This is a genomic window from Bradyrhizobium centrosematis (assembly GCF_045571495.1).
Taxonomy (GTDB): domain Bacteria; phylum Pseudomonadota; class Alphaproteobacteria; order Rhizobiales; family Xanthobacteraceae; genus Bradyrhizobium; species Bradyrhizobium centrosematis.
Genome location: NZ_CP120703.1, coordinates 2,765,461 through 2,792,117 on the forward strand (window position 1 = coordinate 2,765,461; position 26,657 = coordinate 2,792,117).

16 protein-coding genes are annotated in these 26,657 nt (G+C 65.2%); 13 read left to right on the forward strand and 3 right to left on the reverse strand.

Going from position 1 to position 26,657, the window contains the following annotated elements; genetic code table 11:
- Positions 1-878: 878 nt before the first annotated feature.
- Together P6U31_RS13205 and P6U31_RS13210 are read right to left on the reverse strand one after the other, a co-directional pair.
- Entirely contained in the window at positions 879-1,304 is a 426-nt protein-coding gene (locus P6U31_RS13205) for a universal stress protein (protein WP_128926751.1), read from the reverse strand.
- An 87-nt stretch (positions 1,305-1,391) separates the two neighbouring features.
- On the reverse strand, positions 1,392-1,922 hold the full coding sequence (locus P6U31_RS13210; protein WP_407188883.1) for a SixA phosphatase family protein: 531 nt from the start codon (positions 1,920-1,922) through the stop codon (positions 1,392-1,394).
- A 153-nt stretch (positions 1,923-2,075) separates the two neighbouring features.
- On the opposite strand from P6U31_RS13210, the gene P6U31_RS13215 reads away from it, so the two are divergent.
- The 9 genes from P6U31_RS13215 (at position 2,076) to P6U31_RS13255 (ending at position 15,722) form a co-directional block, all read left to right on the forward strand.
- Positions 2,076-3,530 (forward strand): NAD(P)/FAD-dependent oxidoreductase, encoded by a 1,455-nt coding sequence (locus tag P6U31_RS13215; RefSeq protein WP_407188885.1) that lies wholly within the window; start codon positions 2,076-2,078, stop codon positions 3,528-3,530.
- Between the two features lie 86 nt (positions 3,531-3,616).
- Entirely contained in the window at positions 3,617-4,129 is a 513-nt protein-coding gene (gene msrB / locus P6U31_RS13220) for a peptide-methionine (R)-S-oxide reductase MsrB (protein WP_407188887.1), read from the forward strand.
- A gap of 270 nt (positions 4,130-4,399) precedes the next feature.
- Positions 4,400-6,652 (forward strand): flagellar hook-basal body complex protein, encoded by a 2,253-nt coding sequence (locus tag P6U31_RS13225; protein WP_407188889.1) that lies wholly within the window; start codon positions 4,400-4,402, stop codon positions 6,650-6,652.
- Positions 6,653-6,686: 34 nt separating this feature from the next.
- A complete protein-coding gene (gene flgK / locus P6U31_RS13230) occupies positions 6,687-8,570 on the forward strand; it encodes a flagellar hook-associated protein FlgK (protein ID WP_407188891.1) in 1,884 nt (627 codons plus the stop codon).
- A 21-nt stretch (positions 8,571-8,591) separates the two neighbouring features.
- On the forward strand, positions 8,592-10,475 hold the full coding sequence (locus P6U31_RS13235) for a flagellar protein (RefSeq protein ID WP_407188893.1): 1,884 nt from the start codon (positions 8,592-8,594) through the stop codon (positions 10,473-10,475).
- Positions 10,476-10,546: 71 nt separating this feature from the next.
- On the forward strand, positions 10,547-11,332 hold the full coding sequence (locus P6U31_RS13240) for a hypothetical protein (protein ID WP_407188894.1): 786 nt from the start codon (positions 10,547-10,549) through the stop codon (positions 11,330-11,332).
- Positions 11,322-12,971, forward strand: coding sequence for a hypothetical protein (locus tag P6U31_RS13245; RefSeq protein ID WP_407188895.1), 1,650 nt, complete (start codon positions 11,322-11,324; stop codon positions 12,969-12,971). The genes P6U31_RS13240 and P6U31_RS13245 overlap by 11 nt, the downstream gene beginning before the upstream one ends.
- Position 12,972: 1 nt before the next feature.
- Positions 12,973-14,226, forward strand: a complete 1,254-nt coding sequence (locus P6U31_RS13250; RefSeq protein ID WP_407188896.1) for a RimK family alpha-L-glutamate ligase — start codon at positions 12,973-12,975, stop codon at positions 14,224-14,226.
- Complete coding sequence (locus tag P6U31_RS13255) at positions 14,223-15,722, forward strand: pyridoxal phosphate-dependent decarboxylase family protein (RefSeq protein WP_407188897.1); 1,500 nt, start codon at positions 14,223-14,225, stop codon at positions 15,720-15,722. Before P6U31_RS13250 ends, P6U31_RS13255 begins: the two co-directional genes overlap by 4 nt.
- 94 nt (positions 15,723-15,816) lie before the next feature.
- Here the strand turns inward: P6U31_RS13255 and flbT are convergent, their stop codons facing one another.
- Complete coding sequence (gene flbT / locus P6U31_RS13260; RefSeq protein ID WP_128926740.1) at positions 15,817-16,257, reverse strand: flagellar biosynthesis repressor FlbT; 441 nt, start codon at positions 16,255-16,257, stop codon at positions 15,817-15,819.
- A gap of 319 nt (positions 16,258-16,576) precedes the next feature.
- Between flbT and P6U31_RS13265 the strand changes: the two genes are divergently transcribed.
- From P6U31_RS13265 to P6U31_RS13280, 4 genes are all read left to right on the forward strand, one after another.
- Positions 16,577-18,856: a DUF1522 domain-containing protein gene (locus P6U31_RS13265; RefSeq protein WP_407188898.1), complete on the forward strand. Its 2,280-nt coding sequence runs from the start codon at positions 16,577-16,579 to the stop codon at positions 18,854-18,856.
- 360 nt (positions 18,857-19,216) lie between these two features.
- Entirely contained in the window at positions 19,217-21,496 is a 2,280-nt protein-coding gene (locus tag P6U31_RS13270; protein ID WP_407188899.1) for a DUF1522 domain-containing protein, read from the forward strand.
- A gap of 329 nt (positions 21,497-21,825) precedes the next feature.
- Positions 21,826-24,105, forward strand: a complete 2,280-nt coding sequence (locus tag P6U31_RS13275) for a DUF1522 domain-containing protein (RefSeq protein ID WP_407188900.1) — start codon at positions 21,826-21,828, stop codon at positions 24,103-24,105.
- 219 nt (positions 24,106-24,324) lie between these two features.
- The gene (locus P6U31_RS13280) at positions 24,325-26,610 is read left to right on the forward strand and encodes a DUF1522 domain-containing protein (protein ID WP_407188901.1); all 2,286 of its coding nucleotides are present in this window, start codon (positions 24,325-24,327) and stop codon (positions 26,608-26,610) included.
- Positions 26,611-26,657 lie beyond the last annotated feature (47 nt).

Here is a 26,657-nt window from a genome sequence, read left to right on the forward strand (position 1 = left end):
ACGGGTCCGCGCGAAGCGCGGCCCGACGACAGGCTCCGCGAAGCAATCCAAAATGCCACCCGCGGAAAGACTCTGGATTGCTTCGCTGCGCTCGCAATGACGGAGTAGGTGGCGCGCTCCTCGCGCCTTCAATTTGCAGCTTCATTGCGGACACACCTTCGCATCCTCGCGGCGCATTTCGCCCGAGCTTTGCTTCTTGCTTGCCCTCAATTGAACGAGGGCGCAGGGAAGACCGGGAGCCCGCTGGCACCCGAGGTCCACTGTGCGAAATCCTGCGTAACAAGAAGCTGCACAGCGGCATACAGGTGTAGCCAGGACATCCCGGCCTTCCCTGCGCAGTGGTTTGACGGCTTATGTCGCGCTCTCCTCGGGGAGCGATGCACTATTGCCCCCGTCGCCTTGCGGATGACTGATGCGCTTGCCCGGTTGGGCCGCCTACATCACCGCAAGACTTGGCGCACAGACCCCGGGCGCCAGGACCACACGATTTTGCCGTACGCCGATGACACCGGTCGTATGCGCGACGCGTTTTGCTCTCAGTTTCCCGCCCTGCAAAACCCTTCGCGCCGATGCAATCAGCGTCCACCGCCGCCCGGCCCGCGTTCGTGACGATCGCGATACGCCCCTCTTCCTTGGGCCGGGTTGCGCGATACATACGAGATTTCCGAAATTCGGTAAAGTGGAATATTTTCAGCGAGGCGAATTGACCCACCGCTCGGGTGTTTTGCAGGCCGGGCACCACAAGTCTTGTGGCCCGGACGAGCGAAGCGATATCCGGGATGCTCATTGCGAGTGGTCCCGGGTGTCGCTTCCGCCTTCGCTCGATGAGCTGCGGCGGACAAGTCGCTCACCTGGGCCAGGAGCAAATTGATCGAACCTCAGTGCCTCACCACCAGCACGGAGCACTTGGCATAGCGCACCACATGCCCGGCGTTGGAGCCGAGGAAATAGGTGCGCATCGCCGGCCGGTGCGAGGTCATCACGATCAAATCGGCCTTCATGTGCACGGCTTCCTCCAGGATCTCGTGGTAGATGCCGCCCTGACGCACCACGCTGGAGATGCGGCCTGGCTCGATGCCGGATTCGCGCGCGACGATGGCGAGGGCTTCTTCCGAGGTCTGGCGCTGCTGCTCGTCGAAATCGGCCGGCACGTATTCGGCCAGCATCACCGGCGTCATCGGCAGCACGTTGAGCAGGCGCACCGTGCCGCTCCAGGTCTGCGACAGCGTTGCCGCGGTCGCGATCGCCGGCTTGGCGAGATCGGTGTCGGCGAGGTCGATGGGCACGAGGATGGACTTGAACATCTGCGCCTCCAAATCTTCAGCCCCCTTGATCGCGCTGGATCAACCGGTCGAGACGGCGCCCGCCCATCTCATCCCGATCGAAGCAGCCTATCGAAGTAGCTTGGGGCTTGTGAACAGCACCAGCTTGCCGCGGCGGTAGGCCACGTCACCCCAATCCTTGACGTCAAAGTCGAAGATCGCAAGTCCCGCGGTGGGCAGATTGTCGGCGAGTGCCCTGGCGCCATCAGGATCGCCGCTGCCCATCAGCATCAGCGCGGCCTCGTGCATGCCGGGATTATGGGCGACCAGCAGCAACTGCTTCGGGTCGGCCGGGGCGGTTGCAGTGCGAATGGCGTCCAGGATCTGGGCGGGGTCGGCGCCATAGAGTTCCGGCAGGATCTCGACCTGCGGCGTCGGGACGCGGTCCTTCATTGCCGCCCAGGCGATGTCCCAGGTCTGCCGGGCGCGCACGGCGTGCGACACCAGCACGGTATCGGGGAAGGGGGGATGGGAAGCGATCCAATCGCCCATCCGGGCGGCATCCCTGTGGCCGCGCTCGTCGAGGCGGCGATCCTGGTCACGGCCGCTTGGCGCGTCAGTCTCAGTCTTGGCGTGACGCAGCAGCATCAAACGGCGCATGGCATGCTCGAATCGTTCCACGTCCAGAATAATCTACAGGCGCCGGTTGAGGACAAGGTGACAAGCGCCCGATTGGTATCAAGTTGTTATTTGAGCATGATCTTATCGGAAAACCGCTGCGCAGTTTTCCGGATCATGCTCTAAACAAACTGCATGAGCGAGACTTTCACAAGCGTGTCCCAGGAAGAAGCCGGCTTTGGCGACCGTGAGCGGCTGTCGTTCGACCTTGACGCCGACATCTGCGTCATCGGTGCCGGGCTTGCCGGGCTCACCGTCGCGCTGGAGGCGTCCCGGCTCGGGGCCAGCGTCGCCGTGCTCGAGGGCCGCCACATCGGCTGGAATGCGTCCGGCAACCAGCTCGGCACGGTGATGCCGGGCTTTGCGCTGCCGCTCACCGAGCTGATCGAACGCGTCGGCTTCGAGCACGCGCGTGATTTGTGGACCCTGTCGAAAGAGGGCGCAGAATTCGTCCGGGCCAACGCCACCGAAGAGAACATGCCGGGCATCGGCCCCAGCGACGGCGTGCTGGAAGTCTCCAACGTCGATGCCGGCGACCGGCTGATCAGCCGCTTGCAGATGCTGCACGAGGATTTCGACACCGAGGTCGAGGGTTGGCAGGTCGATCGCGTCCGCGAGCTGCTCAAGACCGATCGCTACTTCCACGGCGTATATTATCCAAAGGCGTTTCAGGTCGACGGGCGCAGATATGTGCACGGCCTCGCGGCGCTGGCGCGGCGGGCCGGCGCTCGCATCTTCGAGGACACGCCGGTCGTCAGCATCGACCATTCCGGCATCCGCAAGCGCATCGTCACGCCCTCGGCGCGGCTGCGCGCCACCCACATCGTGCTCGCGGGCAACATCCATCTCGGCGCGCCGTTGCCGCGGCTGTCGGAGACGCTGCTGCCGGTCTGGCGCTATGCCGGAATCACCGCGCCGCTCGGCGAGCGTGTGCACGAGATCATCGCCTTCAAGGGATCGGTGATGGACTCCGACGGGGTCGACCATTTCCGCGTCGTCGATGGCGACCGGCTGATGTGGGAGAGCCCCGAGACCACCTGGGCCGCGCGCCCGCAGCGCTTTGCGGGCGCCGTCAGCCGGCGGATCCGCACGATCTTTCCGCAGCTCGGCAATGTCGAGGTCAGCGAAACCTTCGGCGGCGCGACCGGCCAGACCGTGCACGGCATGCCGCAGATCGGCCAGTTGCGCAAAGGCCTGTGGGTGGCAAGCGGGTTCGGCCGGCAGGGCATGAACACCTCGGCCATGGCCGGGCAGATGATCGCGCGCAGCATCCTGTGGGGCGATGACCGCTGGAAGCTGTTCTCGCCGTTCGAGCTGGTCTGGGCCGGCGGCGCCACCGGACGGGTCGCAGGCCAATTGGTCGGAATCTGGGGCAGGGCGAGTTCCGCCGCCGCAGGCTCGCTCGCCCGCTACCGCGAACGTGCCAGGGCCAGGGACAGGGAGCGCGAGGCACGGCTCGCCGAAGCCAACCGGGCCGCCGGTACCGGTCCGCGCCGCGTGCCGTCCGGCGCGCGGCCGCGGCCGGCCCCGCCGCCGAAACAAACGGAAGCCGTGGAACCGGCCGCGCATGATGGCGCCGCCTCTCAATAAGTTGAGCGAAATTCCGCCCGGAGGTGTAACGTCGACCGTTAAAGCCCGTATCTCAGGGCGTGGACTGTCCGCGCACGGAGAATGAGATGTTTGACCGCCGCATCCTGCTAACGACTGTTGCCGGCCTGTTCGGCCTTTCGGCCTTCCGCTGGCTGAGAGGAACGCCTGCCGAGGCTGGCGAGAAGGCCGCGGAAAAGTTCGAGATCACGAAGACGGAGGCTGAATGGCGCGCCCAGCTCACGCCCCAGCAATATGAAATCCTGCGCAACCACGGCACCGAGCGGCCCGGCTCCAGCCCGCTGCTGAAGGAGCATCGCAAGGGCATCTTTGCCTGCGCCGGCTGCGACCTGCCGCTGTTTGCGTCCGAGACCAAATTCGAGAGCGGCACCGGCTGGCCGAGCTTCTATGCGCCGATCGACGGTAATGTCGGCAAGACCGAGGACCGGACCTACGGCATGCTCCGCACCGAGGTGCATTGCCGCCGCTGCGGCGGCCATCTCGGCCACGTCTTCGACGATGGTCCGAAGCCCACCGGATTGCGCTATTGCATTGACGGGTTCGGGCTGGTCTTCCACCCCGCGGCGGCGTCGGCGACATAAGTAGTTGAGGTGTCATTCCGGAGCGATGCGTCAGCATCGAATCCGGAATCTCGAGATTCCGGATTCGGTCCTGCGGACCGCTCCGGAATGACGTCACTCCCCGGCAATTGTTGCCGGCTCGGCAATTGTGCCCCGGTCATCCGACCGGGGCCTATTTTTTTAAGTCGTTGATTTCCTAGGGATACCCGCATTGGCATAGCCCTTGCGACTGTCTCCTCCGACTGCGGCCATGGTCGACCGGCCGCCGAGATCGGATTTGGAGACAAAGTTATGGGTATCTTCGATGCAATGAACACCTCGGTGGGTGGCCTGCAGGCGCAGTCCTACGCGCTGCAGAACATTTCCGGCAACATCGCGAACTCATCCACCACCGGTTACAAGGGCATCGGCACCAGCTTCGTCGATCTCATTCCCGACTCCTCGGTTCCGAGCAAGCAGGTCGCGGGCGGCGTGACGGCCAATGCGAAGGCCACCATCACCACGCAGGGCACGATCTCGGGCTCCACCGTCGCCACCAACATGGCGATCACCGGCGACGGCTTCTTCTCGATTCAGAAGGCGAGCGGCGTCGTCGACAACGTGCCTGTCTTCACCGGGGTGACCTACTACACACGGCGTGGCGACTTCCAGCTCAATGCCAACGGCAATCTGGTCAACGGCGCCGGCTATTACCTGATGGGCGTCACGGTCGACCCGAAGACCGGCAACCCGACCGGCAGTGTGGCGAACGTCCTGCAATTCCAGAACAACTTCATCCCGGCGCAGGCGACCACCTCGATCCAGTACGCGGCGAACCTGCCGACCCAGCCGAACACGGTGGCAAAAACGACCGCGTCGACCGGGACGCTGCTGGCGGCGGGCGGTCTGAACCCGTCCGATTTCTCGGCCAACCCGCTGCCGGTCGGCACGCCACCGGCGCCCTATGCCAACGCGACGGTGTCGGGCGCGGCGGCGACCGGCAACGTCCGCTCGGCCTATTCGTCGACGACGGCCACGGGCACGGTCGCGCTCCAGAACAATTCGTCTGCGGTGGCGTCCACCACCACCTCGCTCGACAACACGGCCGGCACGCATCTCGCCTCCAGCATTCTCACCGCGTTGAGCGGTCAGACGCTGACCATCAACGGCAACACCATCACCTTCAACGGCGGCACGACGGTCTCGACGGTCGGCAGCAACACCACGATCGGTCTCGGCGCGGGCACGACGGCCACGGTTGCCAGCATCCTGAACGCAATCCAGACCGCCGGCGGCGCCGGCGTCACCGCCACGCTTTCCGCCAGCGGCAATATCCAGATCTCGACCGGCACCGGCACCGACGTCGCGGTCGGCAGCGGCACGGCCGCCACCGCGCTCGGCATCAGCAGCGTGACGCGCGGCGGCAACGTGCTGTCCTCGCCAGCGATCTCGGGCGCAACGGTGCTGAGCGGCTCGGCCACCGCCGGCGGCGCCCAGGTGCTCACGTCGGGCTTCTCCGCCGGCGATACCATCACCGTCAACGGTCAGACCCTGACCTTCATGGCCTCGGGCGCCTCGGGCCCGAACCAGATCAACATCACCGACAACATCACGACCCTGCTCGGCAAGATCGACGCGCTCTCCGGCGCCTCGGGATCGTCGGTCAGCAGCGGCGGCGTCATCACGCTGAACACCGGCACCGTCTCCAACCTTTCGGTGTCCAGCTCCAACAGCGCAGCCTTCTCCGCGCTCGGCTTCACCTCGACCATCAGCAAGAACCGCGATGGTGGCGGCACCGCCGGCACCGGCGGCGTCATCGGCAACGACATCGCCACCTTCACCAAGGAATCGATCAGCGGCGGCGCGGTCACTGCCTACAACGCCGCCGGCACGCCGGTGAACCTGCAATTGCGCTGGGCCAAGACCGACAGTGCCTCGCTGGGTGCGGGCCATTCGGATAGCTGGAACCTGTTCTACCAGACCGATCCGAACGCGACCGGCACCACGGTCGGCTGGGTCAACACCGGCCAGACCTTCACCTTTGCCGCGGACGGCTCGCTGACCTCGCCGAGCGGCTCGGGCATCACCATCAACAACGTCACCGTCAGCGGCCAGTCGCTCGGCTCGGTCGCCTTCAACATCTCTTCGGGCGGCCTGACGCAATATGCCAGCACCAGCGGCGCGGTGACCATCAACACGATCACCCAGAACGGCTATGCCGCCGGTCAGCTCCGCTCGGTCGCCGTCAACAACAATGGCGTCGTGGTCGGCACCTTCTCCAACGGACAGAACCTCAACCTCGCCCAGGTGCAGCTGTCGCATTTCAACGGCACCAATTACCTCAAGGCGATGGACGGCGGCGCCTATGCCGCGACCGAACAGTCGGGAAACGCCATCGACGGCGCCTCGGGCACCATCAGCGGCTCGTCGCTGGAAGGCTCGAACACCGACATCGCCGACGAATTCACAAAGCTGATCGTGACGCAGCAGGCCTACTCGGCCAACACCAAGGTGATCACGACCGCGAATTCGATGGTGCAGGACCTCTTGAACGTGTTGCGCTGATCGGCGCGTGACGTAACCAAAGGCGGCAAGTAACATGGGTTTGAGTTCAGCCCTCGCCAGTGCGATGAGCGGCCTGCGTGCCAACCAGGCCGCGCTCTCGATCGTCTCCTCGAACGTCGCGAATTCGCAGACGCCGGGTTACGTCGTCCAGACACCGAACCAGATCGAGGTCACCACCGGCGACTTCGGCTCGACCGCGATGACGACCGGCGTCAGCCGGGAGCTCGACACCTTCGTGCTGAACCAGTTGCGCACCGAAACCGGCGGCAGCGGTTATGCCGACCAGATGGCCAACATCCTGAAGCAGCTTCAGAATGTCTATGGCACGCCCGGCAACAGCGGCACGCTCGAAGACGCGCTGAACAAGTTCACCACTGCGCTGCAGGCGCTCTCGACCAGCTCGGGCGCGTCGTCGGCGCAGACCGTTGCGCTCGGCGCGGCGCAGGCGCTGGCCACGCAGCTCAACGTCACCACCAAGGGCATCCAGTCGCTGCGCTCCAACGTCGAGCAGGATCTCGGCACATCGGCACAGGCCGCCAACGCGGCGATGCAGCAGATCGCCGCCATCAACACCAAGCTTCAGGGCCTGTCGGGCAACGATCCCTCGGCCGCGACGCTGATGGACCAGCGTGACCAGGCCATCAACACGCTGTCGAAATATGTCGACGTCCGCGTCACCACCGACGGCTCGAACCAGGCCAACATCTATACCACGACAGGCATCCAGCTGGTCGGTGCCGGGCTCGCCTCGCAGTTCTCCTTTGCCTCGGCCGGCGCGCTCTCGGCGACCTCGCTCTACAACATCGACCCGTCCAAGTCCGGCGTCGGCGCGCTCACCATCAAGCTGCCGAACGGCTCACAGCTCGATGTCATTGCCAACAACGTGGTGTCATCCGGCCAGATCGCGGCCGATCTGATGCTGCGGGACCAGACGCTGGTGCAGGCGCAGAACCAGATCGACCAGCTCGCCGCGACGATGTCGAGCGCATTGTCCGACAAGACCACGGCCGGCACCGCGGTGTCCGGCCCGCCGGCCGGCTTCGACATCGACCTTGCCGGTGCGCAGCCGGGCAACACCGCCACCTTCACCTACACCGATATTGCGACCAATACGCAGCGCCAGGTCACGCTGGTCAACGTCACCGACCCGGCGGCGCTGCCGCTGCAAAATGCGACCAACGCCAACCCGATGCAGATCGGCGTGAACTTCTCCGGGGGCATGGGTGCGATCGCCTCGGCGCTCAACACGGCGCTCTCGAGCTCGCACCTGACCTTCGCCGCAGCGCCGTCGCCGGCGACCGCCACGACCCTGCGGATCACGGACGACAATAGCGGCCTGGCCAAGGTCAATTCGGCCTCGATCAGCAAGACGATCTCGTCGCTGACCTCGGGCAATCCGCAGCTGCCGCTGTTCACCGACGGCGGGCAGGCGCTCTATACCGGCGCGATCACCGCCTCGGGCTCGCAGATGACCGGCCTTGCCGGACGCATCGCCGTGAACACCCAGCTGGTCGCCGACCCGACCCGGATGTCGGTGTACAACACCTCGCCGGTGACGCCCGCCGGCGACACCACGCGTTCGGACTATCTCTATTCGCAGCTCACCTCGGCGGTGTTCTCCTATTCGCCGCAGAGCGGCTTAGGCTCGGCGAGCCAGCCCTTCACCGGCAGCGTCTCGAACTACCTGCAGCAGTTCCTCAGCGTGCAGGCCAATGCCGCGACCCAGGCCACCCAGCTCCAGCAGGGCCAGAGCGTGGTGGTCTCGACGCTGCAGGCCAAGTTCGACTCGACCTCCAAGGTCAATCTGGACTCGGAGATGTCGAACCTGATCCAGCTGCAGAATGCCTATGCCGCCAACGCTCACGTGATGTCGGTGGTGCAGAGCATGATGAACACGTTGATCCAGGCTCAATTGTAACAAGTAACAGGGCTCTGAAACATGTCGATCAGCAGCATCAACTACTCCTCGTCGGTTCTCGGCGCGCAGATCCGCAACATCAATCAGCAGCTCACCGACCTGTCGACGCAGCTCGCGACCGGCAAGCTGTCGCAGAACTATTCCGGAATGGGCACCAACGAGGGCTTTGCGATCGCCGGGCGCGCGCAGATCTCCAACATCGCCGCCTATACCGACACGATCACCAACGTCAATGTCAGCATCAACCTCGCCAACACCGCGCTGCAGTCGCTGACCAAGATCCGCAGCACGGTGCAGACGGGCTCGGCCAACACCGCGCAGGATCTCAACGTCAACGGCCAGACGATCGCGCAGAACACAGCCGCGGCTCAGTTCGGCTCGATGGTCGGCGTTCTCAACACGCAGACGGGCAACCGCTATCTGTTCTCCGGAACCGCCGTCAACACGCAGCCGGTCGCGGATGCCGGCGACATCATCAACGGCACCACGACGCAGGCGGGCTTCAAGACCGTGATGGCGGAGCGCCAGGCTGCCGATCTCGGCGCCAACGGCATGGGCCGCCTGGTGCAGACCCAGCCAACCCCGAGCTCGATCCAGGTCTCGGAAGACGTCGCGGGCTCGCCGTTCGGCCTCAAGCTCAAGGCGGTCTCCTCGACGCTGACGGGCGCGACCGTCACCGGCCCCAGCGGCTCGCCGGTGTCGTTCTCGGTCGACCTCAACGGCGTCAACCCGAACAATGGCGACAAGCTCAGCATCCAGTTCACCCTGCCGGACGGCACCACCGAGCAGATCGACCTCACCGCGTCCTCGGCGACGCCGACGCCGCTCGGCAGCTTCGCGATCGATGCGAGCGTTCCGGTCAACCCGAACAACACCGCGGCGAACCTCAACACGGCGCTGAACACCGCGATCACCAAGCTCGCCAACACCTCGCTGGTCGCAGCGTCCGCCGTCACCGCCGGCGACAATTTCTTCAACACAGCAAGCTCTGCGATCGGTACACCGGTCAACAACCAGGCGGCGCCACCGGCGCCGGTCACCGGCGTGACGGCGTTGTCCGGTGCGAGCCCCTCGGACTCGATCTCGCCGGGCTTCGTGGCCGGCGACACCATCACCATCAACGGCACCACCCTGACCTTCGTCGCCTCAGGCGCGACCGGCAACCAGCTCAATGTCACCGACAGCATCCAGACCCTGCTCGGCAAGATCGACCAGATCACGGGGACATCGAAGCCCTCGACGGTCCATGGCGGTTCGATCACGATCAAAACCGACGATGCGGCGAGCCTGAACATCAACAGCTCCAATACCGGCGCGCTCGCTTCGCTCGGTTTCGCTTCGACGCCGGTGACCGCCACCCAGCCCCCGCTGCGCGTCGGCTCCTCGCCCGCGAGCTCGGCGACGACGCTGGTCAACGGCTCGGCCAACACGGTGAAATGGTACCAAGGCAATGACGGGCCCGGCTCGGCGCGCTCCACCGCGATGGCCCGGGTCGACGATTCCGTCACGGTGCAGTATGGCGCCCAGGCCAACGAGGACGCGATCCGCCGGCAATTGCAGGCGATCGCAGTGTTCGGGACGTTCTCGACCTCGCCGACCGGGCAGTATTCGGGCGGGCAGGTCGCCGCGCTGAGCCTGCGGGTGACGCAGGCGCTGACGCAGCAACCCGGTCAGCAGCGTATCGAGGACATCCAGACCGACATCGCGATGGCTCAGAACACGATGAAGGACGCCTCCACGCGCCAGACCCAGGCCAAGGCGCAGCTCCAGACCATCATCGACCAGGCGGAATCCGCTTCGCCCGACCAGGTCGCAAGCGAAATCCTGGCGCTGCAGAACGCGCTCCAGGCGTCCTACCAGGTGACCTCGAACCTCGCGCAGCTCTCGCTCGTCAAGTTCCTGTAAGGACGCGTTAAGGCGCCGTTAACCATGCCTCTTTACCTCTTGGTGAGGATTGGAGCGGGGCGGAGCTGCCGATGTCGGACAGGATGCAATTGGTGGTGGCAACGCCATGCTTCGGCGGGCAGGTGTCGAGCATTTATGCGAGCTCGATCTTCGCGCTGCAGCGCGCCGTGCACGGCATGTCCAATCTCGAGCTCAAGGTGCTGCTGCGGGACGGCGACGCGCTGATCACCCGCGCGCGGGCCAATCTGGTCGCGATGTTCCTTGACGATCCCAAGGCGACGCATTTCCTGTTCATCGACGCCGATATCGGGTTCAAGCCGGAGCAGGTGTTCCGGCTCATCGAATGCGGCGCGGACGTCGTCGCCGGCTGCTATCCGATCAAGCGGGTCAATTGGGACAAGGCCGCGCGTGCGATCCAGTCAGGTCGGACCGACGTTCCGGCCGCCTCCCTCGACTACGTGATCGAGATCGAGGATCCCGATCGCATCGTCGTCGTCAACGGTTTTACCCGCGTGCGTTATGCCGGCACGGGTTTCCTGATGATCCGGCGCCATGTGCTGGAGGCGATGTGCCGCCATCCGGACTATGCGCCCCTGCAGTTCTTCCGCGAGCATTCGCACGACACGCTGGCGGCGAGCCAGAACCGCTTTGCGTTGTTCGAATGCATGATCGATCCGGCGACCGGCACTTACCTTTCCGAGGATTTCGCCTTCTGCAAGCGCTGGACCGATATCGGCGGCGAGATCTGGGCCGACATTCAGAGTTCGCTCGATCACGTCGGACCGTCGGTGTTCCACGGTGATATCGCCTCGCAATTCGCACCGGCGCCCGCAGGCGCGGCGGCCGATGCCGCGTGAGCCCTTCGGGATGAGCACCGGCGCATCCCGTCTGTCAGAGCCGGAGCGCGTATCCGACAGTGGTTCGCGCTACCATCTGCGCGATCTCTTCACGCCACTCGACACGCTGCTCGTCTCCGGCGGAGATCCGCGGCTGGCACTCGACGCCAGGGATCGCGTCAACGTGTATGGCTGTGGGGCCTCGCCGGAGCCGGAGCTCTGGAATTTCGCCTCCTCGACCGCATCGACGATCTCGCAAGCTGCCTATGACCGTGCCGCGCTGGCACGCGAAGAGCTGATGCACAAGTGCCTGTTCGACGAGGTCGAGATCGCCTTCGATGCGCGCTGCGAGGAGATGCGGGACGAGCTGCGCGGCCATCTCCAGCTGCCACCGCGCGTCGACATCGTGTTCTCGCCCTCCGGCACGGACTCCCAGCTCCACGCCCTGTTCCTGGCCCGCGCGGTGCTCGGGGCGCCGCCGGTGACGATCGTGGTCGGCTCCGACCAGACCGGAAGCGGGACCACCTATACCGCGCGCGGGCGCCATTTCAGCTCGATGACGGCAAGCGGCCTTGCGGTTCGCAAGGACGGCGCAGTTGCGGGGCTCGCCGGCGCCAGCCTCGCATTGCCGCTGCTTGAGACCGGGCCCGCGATTGCAATGCGCGCGGATGCGGACGCCGCGGTGCTGCATGCGGTCGAGACCACGATCGCACAAGGCGCGCCCGTGCTGCTGCAGATCATGGATGCATCGAAGCTCGGCTGGCGCGCCCCGAGCGCGGCCTGCCTCGATGAGATCGCGCGGCGCTGGCCGCGCAAGGTCCAGATCGTCGTCGACGCCTGTCAGGCCCGGCTCGACCGCCGCCGGCTGCGTTCCTATCTCGACCGTGGCCACATGGTGCTGATGACAGGCTCGAAGTTCTTCGGTGGGCCCGCCTTCAGCGGTGCGCTGCTGGTGCCGAAGGGGCTGTCGCGGTCGCTCGACCGGATCGACGGGATCGCGGCCGGCTTCTTCGACTATGCCGGCCGTTGCGATTGGCCGATGGCCTGGACGGCGCTGCGTTCGCGCTTCGAGCGCCGGCCGAACTACGGTCAATGGCTGCGCTGGGAGGCAGCGCTCGCCGAAATCGGCAGTTACTACGCCGTGCCCGGGGCTTTCCGCGCCAAGGCGCTGGCCGAGCTCGCCGCGGGCATCGACAGCATGATCGCGTTGTCGCCGTCGCTTCATCCAGTCCCAACCTCGACCACCCCTGCGACGGTCGATGACGAGGAATTTGCGCAAACTACCATCTTTTCGTTCATGCTGCTGCGAGGCGGCAAGCCGGTCTCGATCGCCGTGACCAACGCCATTCATCAAGCGCTCGCGCGCGACATGAGCGAAGCGATCAGCGGCAGCGCGGCGGACCGGCAAGTCGCGGCGCAGCGCAGCCTGATCGGTCAGCCGGTCCGTTTGGAGCGGCAGGACGAGGCATCGCAAGCCGTGTTGCGCCTTTGTGTCGGCGCCCGGCTCGTGACCGAGGCCTGGTCGCCGGACGCGGCGAAGGCGCAGCGCAATCTGCAGCACGTTCTCGATCGCATCGCCGATGTCCTGGTAAAGATCGAACTGCTGCTTGATCGTGGCGCAGTCGCGGCCCTGCCGGTAAACTCCACGTTCGAGGTGTGAGATGCAGCATCCGGTTTCCGCGCCGCTTCGCATGACCGCGGCGAACTATGCCGATCGCATCGGCTTTGCGCAGCTGACGCGCCGGGCCTTCGAAGGTGTCGACCTGCATCCGTTGCGCGACCAGCTGGTGGCGCGGATCGCTGCAGGGACGGCGCTGGCGGGTGAAGGGCTCGATCTGTCCTTGATCACCCAGCTTCTCGGCGACAAGAATCAGGGGCTTGCGATCCAGTCGGAGGTGCTGGCCTTCCATCAATTGTTTCGCACCCCGAGCGCGGCGCCGAAGCCGGGCTTGCGTGTGCTCGCGCTTGCGGCGGACATCGATATGGGCGGCAACACGCCGATCGATTTTCTGCTCGAAGGCTCCGACATCGAGCTGTTGACGCTTTACGTGGTCAGCGGCGTCGGCCTGCCGGAGAACTTGCCCGAGCACGACGTTGCCATTGTGGTCGCCTCCGATTCCGAGGAATGCCGTGAAGCGCTCGCCCTGATCGCGAGGGCCGCGCCGCATTGGCCGCGGCCGCTGCTCAATCGCCCCGATCGCATCGGCAATCTCGATCGCGACAAGCTGCATCGGCTGCTGGCCGGCGTACCGGGTCTCGACATTCCCGCGACCATCCACGCGACGCGGGCGCAATTGTCCGATCTGTCGCGAGGGCAGACCGCTTGCCGAGACATCGCGGCTGAATTGCGCTTTCCGATGATCGCGCGGCCGCGCGGCTCGCATGCCGGCGTCGGGCTCGCGAAGCTCGACGATGCGGCGGCGCTCGCAGCCTATCTCGCCGAGCGGAACGAACAGGATTTCTTCGTCGCGCGTTTCGTCGACTATGTGAACGCCGACGGGCTCTATCGCAAATATCGTCTCGCGATGGTCGACGGTCAACCTTATGCCTGCCACATGGCGATCGCCGATCGCTGGGATATCTGGTATCTCAACGCCAACATGGCATTCAGCGAGGAGAAGCGTGCAGAAGAGGCGCTCTTCATGCGCGACTTCGATCACGCTTTCGCCGCACGCCACCGAAGCGCGCTCGACGAGATGAGCAGGCGCGTCGGCCTCGACTATTTCATCGTCGATTGCGCCGAGAATCAGGATGGCGAGCTCCTGGTCTTCGAAGCCGACAACACCGCCGTCGTTCACAATATGGATTCGCCAGCCGTGTTTCCTTACAAGCCGCCGCAGATGCGCAAGATATTCGCGGCGTTCTCGGCGATGCTGTCGCGGCATGCAAGAGCAGGCGAGGGGAGTGCCAGATGAACGAGATCGTCCGCAATGCGCAAAGCTCGGTCGCGCACACCTCGCTCGATCCGCAGGACTGGAGCGCATTTCGCGCGCTCGCCCATCGCATGCTGGATGAGACGATCGACGGCGTCGCCAACGTGCGGTCGCGCCCCGTCTGGCGGCCGATCCCCGATGACGCCCGTGCGGCGTTCAAGGCAGACGTGCCGCTCGCGGCGAGCGACCTCGCCGACGTCTACCGTGAATTCGCCGAGCACGTTGCGCCGTATGCGACCGGCAACGTCCATCCCGGCTTCATGGGCTGGGTGCATGGCGGCGGCACCGCGGTCGGCATGCTCGCGGACATGCTTGCGGCCGGCCTCAACGCCAATCTCGGGGGCCGGGACCATATGCCGATCGAGGTCGAGCGCCAGATCGTCGCGTGGATGCGCCGCCTGTTCGCCTTTCCGGACAGCGCGAGCGGCATCTTCGTGACGGGCACGTCGATGGCCAATCTGATGGCGGTGCTGGTGGCGCGCACGGCTGCCCTCGGCACGCTGGCGCGGCAGCTCGGCATCGGCAACGAGGGTGCGCTGCTCACGGCCTATACGTCGCAGGCTGCGCATGGCTGCGTCTCCAGGGCGATGGACATTGCCGGGCTCGGCACCGATGCGCTGCGCAAGATCGGCGTCGATGCCGATCATCGCATCGATGTGGAGGCGCTGCGCGCGCAGATCGCTGTCGATCGCGAGGTCGGCTTCAAGCCGTTCCTGGTCGTCGCGTCTGCTGGCACGGTCGATATTGGTGCGATCGACGATCTCAAGGCCGTCGCGGAGCTGTGCCGCGAGGAGGGGATCTGGTTTCACGTCGACGGTGCTTTCGGTGCGCTCGCGATCTTCTCGCCCGAGCTCGCGCCGCTGCTCGACGGGATCGAGCTCGCCGATTCCATTGCGCTCGATTTCCACAAATGGGGCCAGGTGCCCTATGACGCCGGCTTCCTGCTGGTGCGCGATGGCGAGCAGCATCGGCAGGCCTTTGCGCAGCCCGCGGCCTATCTGCGCCGCGAGGCGAGGGGACTTGCGGCGGGGGCGGTCTGGCCCTGCGATCTCGGCCCCGATCTGTCGCGCGGCTTTCGCGCGCTGAAGACCTGGTTCACGCTGAAGACGTTCGGCACCGAGCGGCTCGGTGCCGCGATCGCGCGAAGCTGTGCGCTCGCCAAGTATCTCGAAGCGCGTGTGCTGGCCGAGCCGCGGCTGGAATTGCTGGCACCGGTCAATCTCAACATCGTCTGCTTTCGCTATCGCGCCGACGATGCGGTCAATCGCGAGATCGTTGCCGACATCCAGGAGTCCGGACGTGCGGCGCCGTCGAGCACGACGCTGAACGGACAGTTCGCGATCCGTGCCGCGATCGTCAATCACCGCACCGAGGAGGCGGACGTCGATGCGCTGGTCGCGGCGGTGCTGGAGTTTGGCGGACGGCGCTGCGACGCCGCCGTGATCGAGGTCGAGGCGCCGCCGCTCGCGGCGCAATGACATCCGTGCATGCTGAAACGACAACGGCCCCGGAGATGATCCGGGGCCGTTGCCGTTGGCGGGAAGGGTTCGTTCGCGCGGCGTGGCGGCGCGGTCAGGCGGCGGAGCTCACGTCGTCCTTGGCTGCTTCCGTCTTGGGATGGGTGGCTTCGAATTGGCTCCGCAGCTTCTCTTCATAGGCGATCAGCTTGCGGGCATCCTTCAGCGCCCGGTAGAGGTCACCGTTCAGGATGTTGTTGTTGATGCCCTCGATGATCGGCCAGGCGCTCGGCACTGCGGTGACGATGTCGCGCACAAGGTTGAAGTAGGTGCCGTGCTGGGTCTGCGGATCCGGCGAGATGTACATGAGCTGGACCGCCAGATAGACGAGCTTGGCGGGCGTGTCGGCGGTCTCCGGCGTGAGGATGTCGCGCTCGCGCAGGATCGGCACGTTCTCGCCGTCGATCAGGAGGCGGGCGCGCTGGTCCGTGTTGGTAATCACGCAGTTACCGACGATGATACGTTCGTGCGGTCTGAGCTCGACCTTGAGGGCCATGCCTGTTCTCCATCAACGCTTTCGTAACCGAGCGTTCGTTGCGGCCTATCAAGGCGTGATTCTCGCTCGCAACTAGTTAACGAGCTGTAAATTCGCGCCAAAGGCGCTAAAAAGCTTAATCGTTTCAAGGGCCAGTTCGTGCAGCGCCGCGACGACGCGCTCAGCTTCCCGGACCGAATCACGCGCGACCCGGCAAAAGCACGGGTTTCATTTCATGTTTCGTTAGAGGTCTCGGCGGCACCGTCCGCCGTCGCTGGGTCCATCGCGATCCAAGCAGACGTGTAACAGTAGCGTCGTTTACCAGAAAGGTAACAGAGTCATGTCCGGTATCGTCCTCTCCGCATCGGTTCGCCAGAACCTGCTCTCCCTCCAGTCCACCGCTGATCTTCTCGCCACCACGCAGAACCGTCTGTCGACCGGCAAGAGCGTCAACTCGGCCCTGGACAATCCCACCAACTTCTTCACCGCCCAGTCGCTCGACAACCGCGCCAGCGACATCAACAACCTGCTCGATGGCATCGCCAACGGCGTGCAGGTGCTGCAGGCCGCCAACACCGGCATCACCTCGCTGCAGAAGCTGATCGACAGCGCCAAGTCGATCGCCAACCAGGCGCTGCAGACCACGGTCGGCTACTCCACCAAGTCCAACGTCTCCGCCACCATTTCGGGTGCGACCGCCGCCGATTTGCGCGGCACGACGTCGTTCGCCAGTGCGACGGCGAGCAGCAATGTCGTGTATAGCGGCGCGGCCGGCGGCACCACGGCGGCGACCGGCGCCACCACGCTCGGCGCCACCATCGGCTCGTTCACGGGCACGGCGGCAACGGCCGGCGACGGCACCACGGCCCTCACCGGCGCGATCACCCTGATCGCCACCAACGGCACGACCGCAACCGGCCTGGCCGGCAACGCCCAGCCCGCCGACGGCGATACGCTGACCGTCAACGGCAAGACCATCACCTTCCGCAGCGGCTCTGCTCCGGCCTCGACCGCCGTTCCGACCGGCTCAGGCGTCAGCGGCAATCTCGTCACCGACGGCAACGGCAACACCACCGTCTATCTCGGCACCGCCGGTACCCCGGCTGCGACCGTCAGCGATCTCTTGACCGCGGTCGATCTCGCCAGCGGCGTCAAGACGGTGTCGATCAGCTCCGGCGCTGCGACGATCGCGACCAGCGTCAACCAGACCGCTTCGAGCGTTGCTGCGGGCGCCGTCACGCTGAAGAGCTCGACGGGTGCGGATCTGAGCGTCACCGGCAGGGCCGACCTGCTCAAGGCGCTGGGCCTGACCACGTCGGTGGGTGGTGGCAACGCCACCGTGAGCGTCAACCGGACCACGAGCTCAGCCTCGCTGGGCGCGACGATCACCGACGGCTCGACGCTGAACGTCGACGGTCACGTCATCACCTTCAAGAACGCGCCGATCCCCGGCTCGACCGGTGCGCCGAGCGTTCCGACCGGTTTTGGTGCGAGCGGTAACGTCCTCACCGACGGCAACGGCAACTCGACCGTCTATCTGCAGGGCGGCACGGTCAACGACGTGCTGAAGGCGATCGACCTCGCCACCGGCGTGCAGACCGCGACGGTCAATGCCAACGGTACCGCGACGCTTGCGACGGCCTCCGGCCAGACCAACTCGTCCATCAACGCCTCGGGTCAGCTCAAGCTCTCGACCGGCGTCAACGCCGACCTGTCGATCACCGGCACCGGCAATGCGCTGAACGCGCTCGGCCTCGCCGGCAACACCGGAACGGCGACCGCTTTCACCGCGGCGCGCACCTCCGGCATCGGCGGCATCAGCGGTAAGACCTTGACCTTCACCTCCTTCAACGGCGGCACGGCGGTCAACGTCACCTTCGGCGACGGCACCAATGGCACGATCAAGACGCTCGATCAGCTCAACACCAAGCTGCAGGCCAACAACCTGACGGCGACGATCGATGCCAATGGCCTGCTGACGATCTCCACCACCAACGACTATGCGTCCTCGACCATTGGTTCGAGCGCCGCGGGTGGTGCGATCGGCGGCACGCTGACCTCGTCGCTCACGTTCTCGACGGCTTCCACCCCCGTCCAGGATACGGTTGCCCAGACCTCGCGTGCCAATCTGGTCAACCAGTACAACAACATCCTGAACCAGATCGACACGACCGCGCAGGACTCCTCGTTCAACGGTGTCAACCTCTTGAACGGCGACCAGCTCAAGCTGGTGTTCGACGAGACCGGCAAGTCGAACCTCAGCATCACCGGCGTGACCTACAACTCCAAGGGTCTGGGCCTTGCTGCGCTGACCAGCGGTGTCGACTTCATCGACAACGCTGCCACCAACAAGGTGCTGACCAACCTGAACGCCGCTTCGAGCACGCTGCGTTCGGAGGCCTCGAGCCTCGGCTCGAACCTCTCGGTGGTGCAGGTTCGTCAGGACTTCAACAAGAGCCTGATCAACGTGCTGCAGACCGGCTCGTCCAACCTGACCTTGGCCGATACCAACACCGAAGCGGCCAACAGCCAGGCGCTGTCGACCCGCCAGTCGATCGCGGTCTCCGCGCTGTCGCTGGCCAACCAGTCGCAGCAGAGCGTGCTGCAGCTGCTCCGCTAATCGCGGACGGCATCGCAAAGCAAGATCCGGCGGCGGGGCTTCGGCCCCGCCGCTTTCGTTTTTGGGCCGGCATCAGAATGCCGCCCGGCGAAAGGGGAAGCTGCTTTCGAATGCAGCCAATTGCTCACTCTGAGTTATGGTTGACAACTCGCAAATGCCTCGGCGCTGCCCGAAAAACCATCATCCTATCATGATGATATCAGTGAGCACGTTCCGGCCCCGAAGGCGCATATGGTGAATCCGCGCAAAGACTGGCGCGACACGCTTCATGCTTTGTTAGCCGTCCGCGTTCACCGTCCCGAGCATCGATTAATCCTAATCGAATTCTTGTTGCGTTGCGTACCAGAAGGGTAACACTCAATGTCCGGTATCGTCCTCTCCGCATCGGTTCGTCAGAACCTGCTCTCTCTCCAGTCCACCGCCGATCTTCTCGCCACCACACAGAGCCGTCTGTCGACCGGCAAGAGCGTCAACTCGGCCCTGGACAATCCCACCAACTTCTTCACCGCCCAGTCGCTCGACAACCGCGCCAGCGACATCAACAACCTGCTCGATGGCATCGCCAACGGCGTGCAGGTGCTGCAGGCCGCCAACACCGGCATCACCTCGCTGCAGAAGCTGATCGACAGCGCCAAGTCGATCGCCAACCAGGCGCTGCAGACCACCGTTGGGTACTCCACCAAGTCCAACGTCTCCACCACCGTCTCCGGTGCGACCGCGGCCGACCTGCGCGGCACGACCTCCTACGCCAGCGCGACGGCGAGCAGCAATGTCGTGTATAGCGGCGCGGCCGGCGGCACCACCGCGGCGACCGGCACCACCACGCTCGGCGCCACCATCGGCTCGTTCACGGGCACGGCGGCAACGGCCGGTGACGGCACCACGGCCCTGACCGGCGCGATCACCCTGATCGCCACCAACGGCACGACTGCAACCGGTCTGCTCGGCAATGCCCAGCCCGCCGACGGCGACACGCTGACCGTCAACGGCAAGACTATCACCTTCCGCAGCGGCTCTGCTCCGGCCTCGACCGCCGTTCCGACCGGCTCAGGCGTCAGCGGCAACCTCGTCACCGACGGCAACGGCAACACCACGGTCTATCTCGGCACCGCCGGTACCCCGGCTGCGACCGTCAGCGATCTCTTGACCGCGGTCGATCTCGCCAGCGGCGTCAAGACGGTGTCGATCAGCTCCGGCGCTGCGACGATCGCGACCAGCGTCAACCAGACCGCTTCGAGCGTTGCTGCGGGCGCCGTCACGCTGAAGAGCTCGACGGGTGCTGATCTGAGCGTCACCGGCAAGGCCGACTTGCTCAAGGCGCTGGGCCTGAGCACGTCGGTGGGTGGTGGCAACGCCACCGTGAGCGTCAACCGGACCACGAGCTCAGCCTCGCTGGGCGCGACGATCACGGACGGCTCGACGCTGAACGTCGACGGTCACGTCATCACCTTCAAGAACGCGCCGATCCCCGGCTCGACCGGTGCGCCGAGCGTTCCGACCGGTTTTGGTGCGAGCGGTAACGTCCTCACCGACGGCAACGGCAACTCGACGGTCTATCTGCAGGGCGGCACGGTCAACGACGTGCTGAAGGCGATCGACCTCGCCACCGGCGTGCAGACCGCGACGGTCAATGCCAACGGCACCGCGACGCTTGCAACCGCCTCCGGCCAGACCAACTCGTCCATCAACGCCTCGGGTCAGCTCAAGCTCTCGACCGGCGTCAACGCCGACCTGTCGATCACCGGCACCGGCAATGCGCTGAACGCGCTCGGCCTCGCCGGCAACACCGGAACGGCGACCGCTTTCACCGCGGCCCGCACCTCCGGCATCGGCGGCATCAGCGGTAAGACCTTGACCTTCACCTCCTTCAACGGCGGCACGGCGGTCAACGTCACCTTCGGCGACGGCACCAACGGCACGGTCAAGACGCTCGATCAGCTCAACTCGAAGCTTCAGGCCAACAACCTGACGGCGACGATCGACGCCAACGGCCTGCTGACGATCTCCACCACCAACGACTATGCGTCCTCGACCATTGGCTCGAGCGCCGCGGGTGGTGCGATCGGCGGCACGCTGACCTCGTCGCTCACGTTCTCGACGGCTTCCACCCCCGTCCAGGATACGGTTGCCCAGACCTCGCGTGCCAATCTGGTCAACCAGTACAACAACATCCTCCAGCAGATCGACTCGACCGCCCAGGACTCCTCGTTCAACGGCGTCAACCTCTTGAACGGCGACCAGCTCAAGCTGGTGTTCGACGAGACTGCAAAGTCGAGCCTGAGCATCACCGGCGTGACCTATAACTCCAAGGGTCTCGGCCTTGCTGCGCTGACCAGCGGTGTCGACTTCATTGACAACGCTGCCACCAACAAGGTGCTGACCAACCTGAACTCGGCGTCGAGCACGCTGCGCTCGGAAGCGTCGGCGCTGGGCTCGAACCTGACGATCGTGCAGGTCCGTCAGGACTTCAACAAGAACCTGATCAACGTGCTGCAGACCGGCTCGTCCAACCTGACCCTGGCCGACACCAACGTCGAGGCGGCCAACAGCCAGGCGCTGTCGACCCGCCAGTCGATCGCGGTCTCCGCGCTGTCGCTGGCCAACCAGTCGCAGCAGAGCGTGCTGCAGCTGCTCCGCTAAGTCGCGGACGACATCGCAAAGCAAGATCCGGCGGCGGGGCTTCGGCCCCGCCGCTTTCTTTTGCGCACGGTTTGGAGACTTCGGGAGGGCAGGGGTCGCTCGAAAAAGTAACCAGCGGTTATGGTTAATGGAGCGTAAGCGCCAGGAATTGCCAATGATTTCAGGTGGATTGCGAGCGATGCCAACACGTCCGACTGGCTTATGGTGAACCGGCGCTTATGCGGGCGCCATGCGTTTCACCCTTTGTTAGCCATGTCGCGGCACGCTGGCCCCGTCACTCGATCCAGAAGCGATCGAACGAAGACGCGTAAGCCAGAAGGGTAAGAGTCATGTCCGGTATTGTTCTCTCTGCGTCGGTTCGTCAGAACCTGCTCTCTCTCCAGTCCACCGCCGATCTTCTCGCCACCACACAGAACCGTCTGTCGACCGGCAAGAGCGTGAACTCGGCCCTCGACAATCCCACCAACTATTTCACGGCACAGTCGCTCGACAACCGCGCCAGCGACATCAACAACCTGCTCGATGGCATTGCCAACGGCGTGCAGGTGCTGCAGGCCGCCAACACCGGCCTGACCTCGCTGCAGAAGCTGATCGATAGCGCCAAGTCGATCGCCAACCAGGCGCTGCAGACCACCGTTGGGTACTCCACCAAATCGAACGTCTCGACCACGATCGCCGGTGCGACGGCGGCCGACCTGCGCGGCACGACGAGCTTTGCCAGCGCGACGGCGAGCAGCAACGTGCTCTACAATGGCACGGCCGGCGGCACCACGGCGGCGAACGGCACCACCACACTCGGCGCCACCATCGGCTCGTTCACGGGCACGGCGGCAACGGCCGGCGACGGCACCACGGCCCTGACCGGCGCGATCACCCTGATCGCCACCAACGGCACGACCGCGACCGGCCTGCTCGGCAACGCCCAGCCCGCCGACGGTGACACGCTGACCGTCAACGGCAAGACCATCACCTTCCGCAGCGGCTCCGCTCCGGCTTCAAGTGCGGTTCCTGCTGGTGCAGGCGTCAGCGGCAACCTCGTCACCGACGGTAACGGCAACACCACGGTCTATCTCGGCACCGCCGGTACCCCGGCTGCGACCGTCAGCGATCTCTTGACCGCGGTCGATCTCGCCAGCGGCGTCAAGACGGTGGCGATCAGCGCGGGTGCTGCGACGATCGCGACCAGCGTCAACCAGACCGCTTCGAGCGTTGCTGCGGGCGCCGTCACGCTGAAGAGCTCGACGGGTGCGGATCTGAGCGTCACCGGCAGGGCGGACCTGCTCAAGGCGCTGGGCCTGACCACATCGACGGGTGCAGGCAACGCCACCGTGAACGTCAACCGGACCACGAGCTCAGCCTCGCTGGGCGCAACGATCACCGACGGCTCGACGCTGAACGTCGACGGTCACGTCATCACCTTCAAGAACGCGCCGATCCCCGGCTCGACCGGTGCGCCGAGCGTTCCGACCGGTTTTGGTGCGAGCGGTAACGTCCTCACCGACGGCAACGGCAACTCGACGGTCTATCTGCAGGGCGGCACGGTCAACGACGTGCTGAAGGCGATCGACCTCGCCACCGGCGTGCAGACCGCGACGGTCAATGCCAACGGCACTGCGACGCTGGCCACGGCGACCGGCCAGTCGAACTCGACCATCAACACGTCCGGTCAGCTCAAGATCTCGACCGGCATCAACGCCGACCTGTCGATCACCGGCACCGGCAATGCGTTGAACGTGTTCGGCCTCGCCGGCAACACCGGCAATGCGACCGCGTTCACCGCGGCGCGCACCTCCGGCATCGGCGGCATCGCCGGCAAGACCTTGACCTTCACCTCCTTCAACGGCGGCACGGCGGTCAACGTCACCTTCGGCGACGGCACCAACGGCACGGTCAAGACGCTCGATCAGCTCAACTCGAAGCTTCAGGCCAACAACCTGTCGGCGACGATCGACGCAAATGGTTTGCTCACCATCACCGCCTCCAACGATTATGCGTCTTCGACGCTCGGCTCGACGGTCGCGGGCGGCGTGATCGGCGGGACGCTGACTTCCGCACTGACCTTCTCGACGGCTTCCACTCCCGTCCAGGATGCGGTTGCCCAGACGGCGCGTGCCAACCTGGTGTCTCAGTACAACAACATCCTGAACCAGATCGACACGACCTCGCAGGACTCCTCGTTCAACGGTGTCAACCTCTTGAACGGCGACCAGCTCAAGCTGGTGTTCGACGAGACCGGCAAGTCGAGCCTGAACATCACCGGCGTGACCTACAACTCCAAGGGTCTCGGCCTCGCCTCGCTGACGATCGGCGTCGACTTCATCGACAACGCCGCCGCCAACAGGGTGCTGACCAACCTGAACGCTGCCTCGAGCACGCTGCGCTCGGAAGCTTCGAGCCTCGGCTCGAACCTCTCGGTCGTGCAGATCCGTCAGGATTTCAACAAGAACCTGATCAACGTGCTGCAGACCGGCTCGTCCAACCTGACCCTGGCCGATACCAACGTCGAGGCGGCCAACAGCCAGGCGCTGTCGACCCGCCAGTCCATCGCGGTCTCCGCGCTGTCGCTGGCCAACACCTCGCAGCAGAGCGTGCTGCAGCTGCTCCGCTAATAAGCGGCTGAAATATCTAGATAAAACCGAGCGGCGGGGCCCCGTGCCCCGCCGCTCTTTTTTGCGTCTGAAGGCGGGCAGGGGCGTTCACGGGCCATTAACCCTGTCCCTTAAACCGGCGTTAACCATACTTTAAAGGACACCTCCTAAAACTGGACAAAAGCCCGCTTTCCAGACCGCGCGGCCGATTCGTATCCGGTTCAAGAGGAAGACTCGCCAATGTCCAACATCGTTCTCTCGGCGTCCGTTCGCCAGAACCTGTTGTCGCTGCAGTCGACGGCCGACTTGCTGGCCACGACGCAGGAGCGGCTGTCGACCGGCAAGAAGGTCAACACGGCGCTCGACAATCCCACCAACTTCTTCACTGCGCAGGGGCTGGACAACCGGGCGAGCGATATCAGCAACCTGCTCGACGGGATCAATAACGGTGTGCAGGTGCTGCAGGCCGCCAACACCGGCATCACATCGCTGCAGAAGCTGATCGACAGCGCCAAGTCGATCGCCAACCAGGCGCTGCAGACCACGGTCGGCTACTCCACCAAGTCCAACGTCTCCACCACCATTCCCGGCGCGACGCCGGCTGACCTGCGCGGCACGACGTCCTATGCCAGCGCGACTGCCAAGAGCAACGTGCTCTACACCGGCGCGCCCGGCGGCGTGACCCCGGTCACGGGAACCGCCGCACTCGGTGCCTCGCTGGGCTCGAGCGCCGGCACCTTCACCGGAACGGCAGCGGTTGCCGCCGACGGCACCACCGCGCTGTCCGGCACCGCCACGCTGCTCGGCACCACCACGTCCACCACTTTCGGCGCTCCGCCCGCCGACGGCGACACCATCACGGTGAACGGCAAGACCATCACCTTCCGCACCGGCGTCGCTCCGAGCACGCAGCCGACCGGCTGGGGTCTCGACGCCAGCGGCCACATCGCCACCGACGGCAACGGCAATTCGATCGTTTATGAGGGAACCGCGGCTGCGCCCGGCGCGACAATCAACGACGTTCTCACCGCGATCGACCTCGCCAGCGGCGTCAAGACTGCAACCATCAGCGCAAGCGCGGCGACCATCGCGACGAGCGGCGCGACGGTCGGTACGATCCAGACGCCATCCTCCATCTCGGGCGGCCAGGTCACGCTGAAGAGCTCGACCGGCGCCGATTTGAGCCTGACGGGCAAGGCTGACTTCCTCAACAAGCTCGGTCTGACGGCGGCGACCGGCGCAGGCAATGCGACCGTGACTGCGAACCGGTCGACCACCGCCGGCTCGCTCGGCACTCTCGTTCAGGACGGCTCGACGCTGAACATCGACGGCCACACCATCACCTTCAAGAACGCGCAGACGCCGCAATCGGCAGCGAGCGTGGCCACCGGCTATGGCGTCAGCGGCAACGTCGTCACGGACGGCAACGGCAATTCGACCGTCTATCTCCAGAGTGCGACGCTGACCGACCTGCTCAACTCGATCGACCTCGCCACCGGCGTCAAGACCGCGAGCATCTTCAACGGCGCGGCGACGCTGTCGCCCACTGCGGGACAGATCCCGTCGTCGGTCAACAGCAGCGGCCAGCTTGCGCTCTCCACCGGCGTCAACGCCGACCTCTCGATCACGGGCACCGGCAATGCGCTCAGCGCGTTCGGTCTCAGCGGCAACACGGGAACGGCGACCGCCTTCACCGCGGCGCGCACCTCGGGCGTCGGCGGCATCAGCGGCAAGACGCTGACCTTCACCTCCTTCAACGGCGGTACGCCCGTGAACGTCACCTTCGGCGACGGCACCAACGGCACCGTGAAGACGCTGGATCAGCTCAACGCTCAGCTTCAGGCCAACCATTTGACGGCAACGATCGACGCCAACGGCGTGCTGACGGTGACCACCGTCAACGAATACGCCTCCTCGACGCTCGGCTCGAGCACCGCGGGCGGCACTGTCGGCGGCACGATCACCGGTGTCCTGGCCTTCACCACGGCGCAGCCGCCGGTCCAGGATCCCGTCGCGCAGACCGCGCGCTCCAACCTGGTCAACCAGTTCAACAACATTCTGGCCCAGATCGACACCACCTCGCAGGACTCCTCCTTCAACGGCGTCAATCTGCTCAACGGCGACACGTTGAAGCTGGTCTTCAACGAGACCGGCAGCTCGACGCTCAGCATCAACGGCGTGGTGTTCAATGCTGCCGGCCTTGGCCTCAGCAATCTCGTCAACGGCGTCGACTTCATCGACAACGGCGCCACCAACAAGGTGCTGACCAGCCTGAATGCTGCGTCGAGCACGTTGCGCTCCGAAGGCTCCACGCTCGGTTCGAACCTCTCGATCGTGCAGGTGCGTCAGGACTTCTCCAAGAACCTGATCAACGTGCTGCAGACCGGCTCGGCCAACCTGACACTCGCCGACACCAATGAGGAAGCGGCCAACAGCCAGGCGCTGTCGACCCGCCAGTCGATCGCGGTCTCCGCGCTGTCGCTCGCCAACCAGTCGCAGCAGAGCGTGCTGCAGCTGCTCCGCTAGTTTCGCAGCGCAAAGTCGCCATTCGAGATTTTGCGGCGGGGCTAACG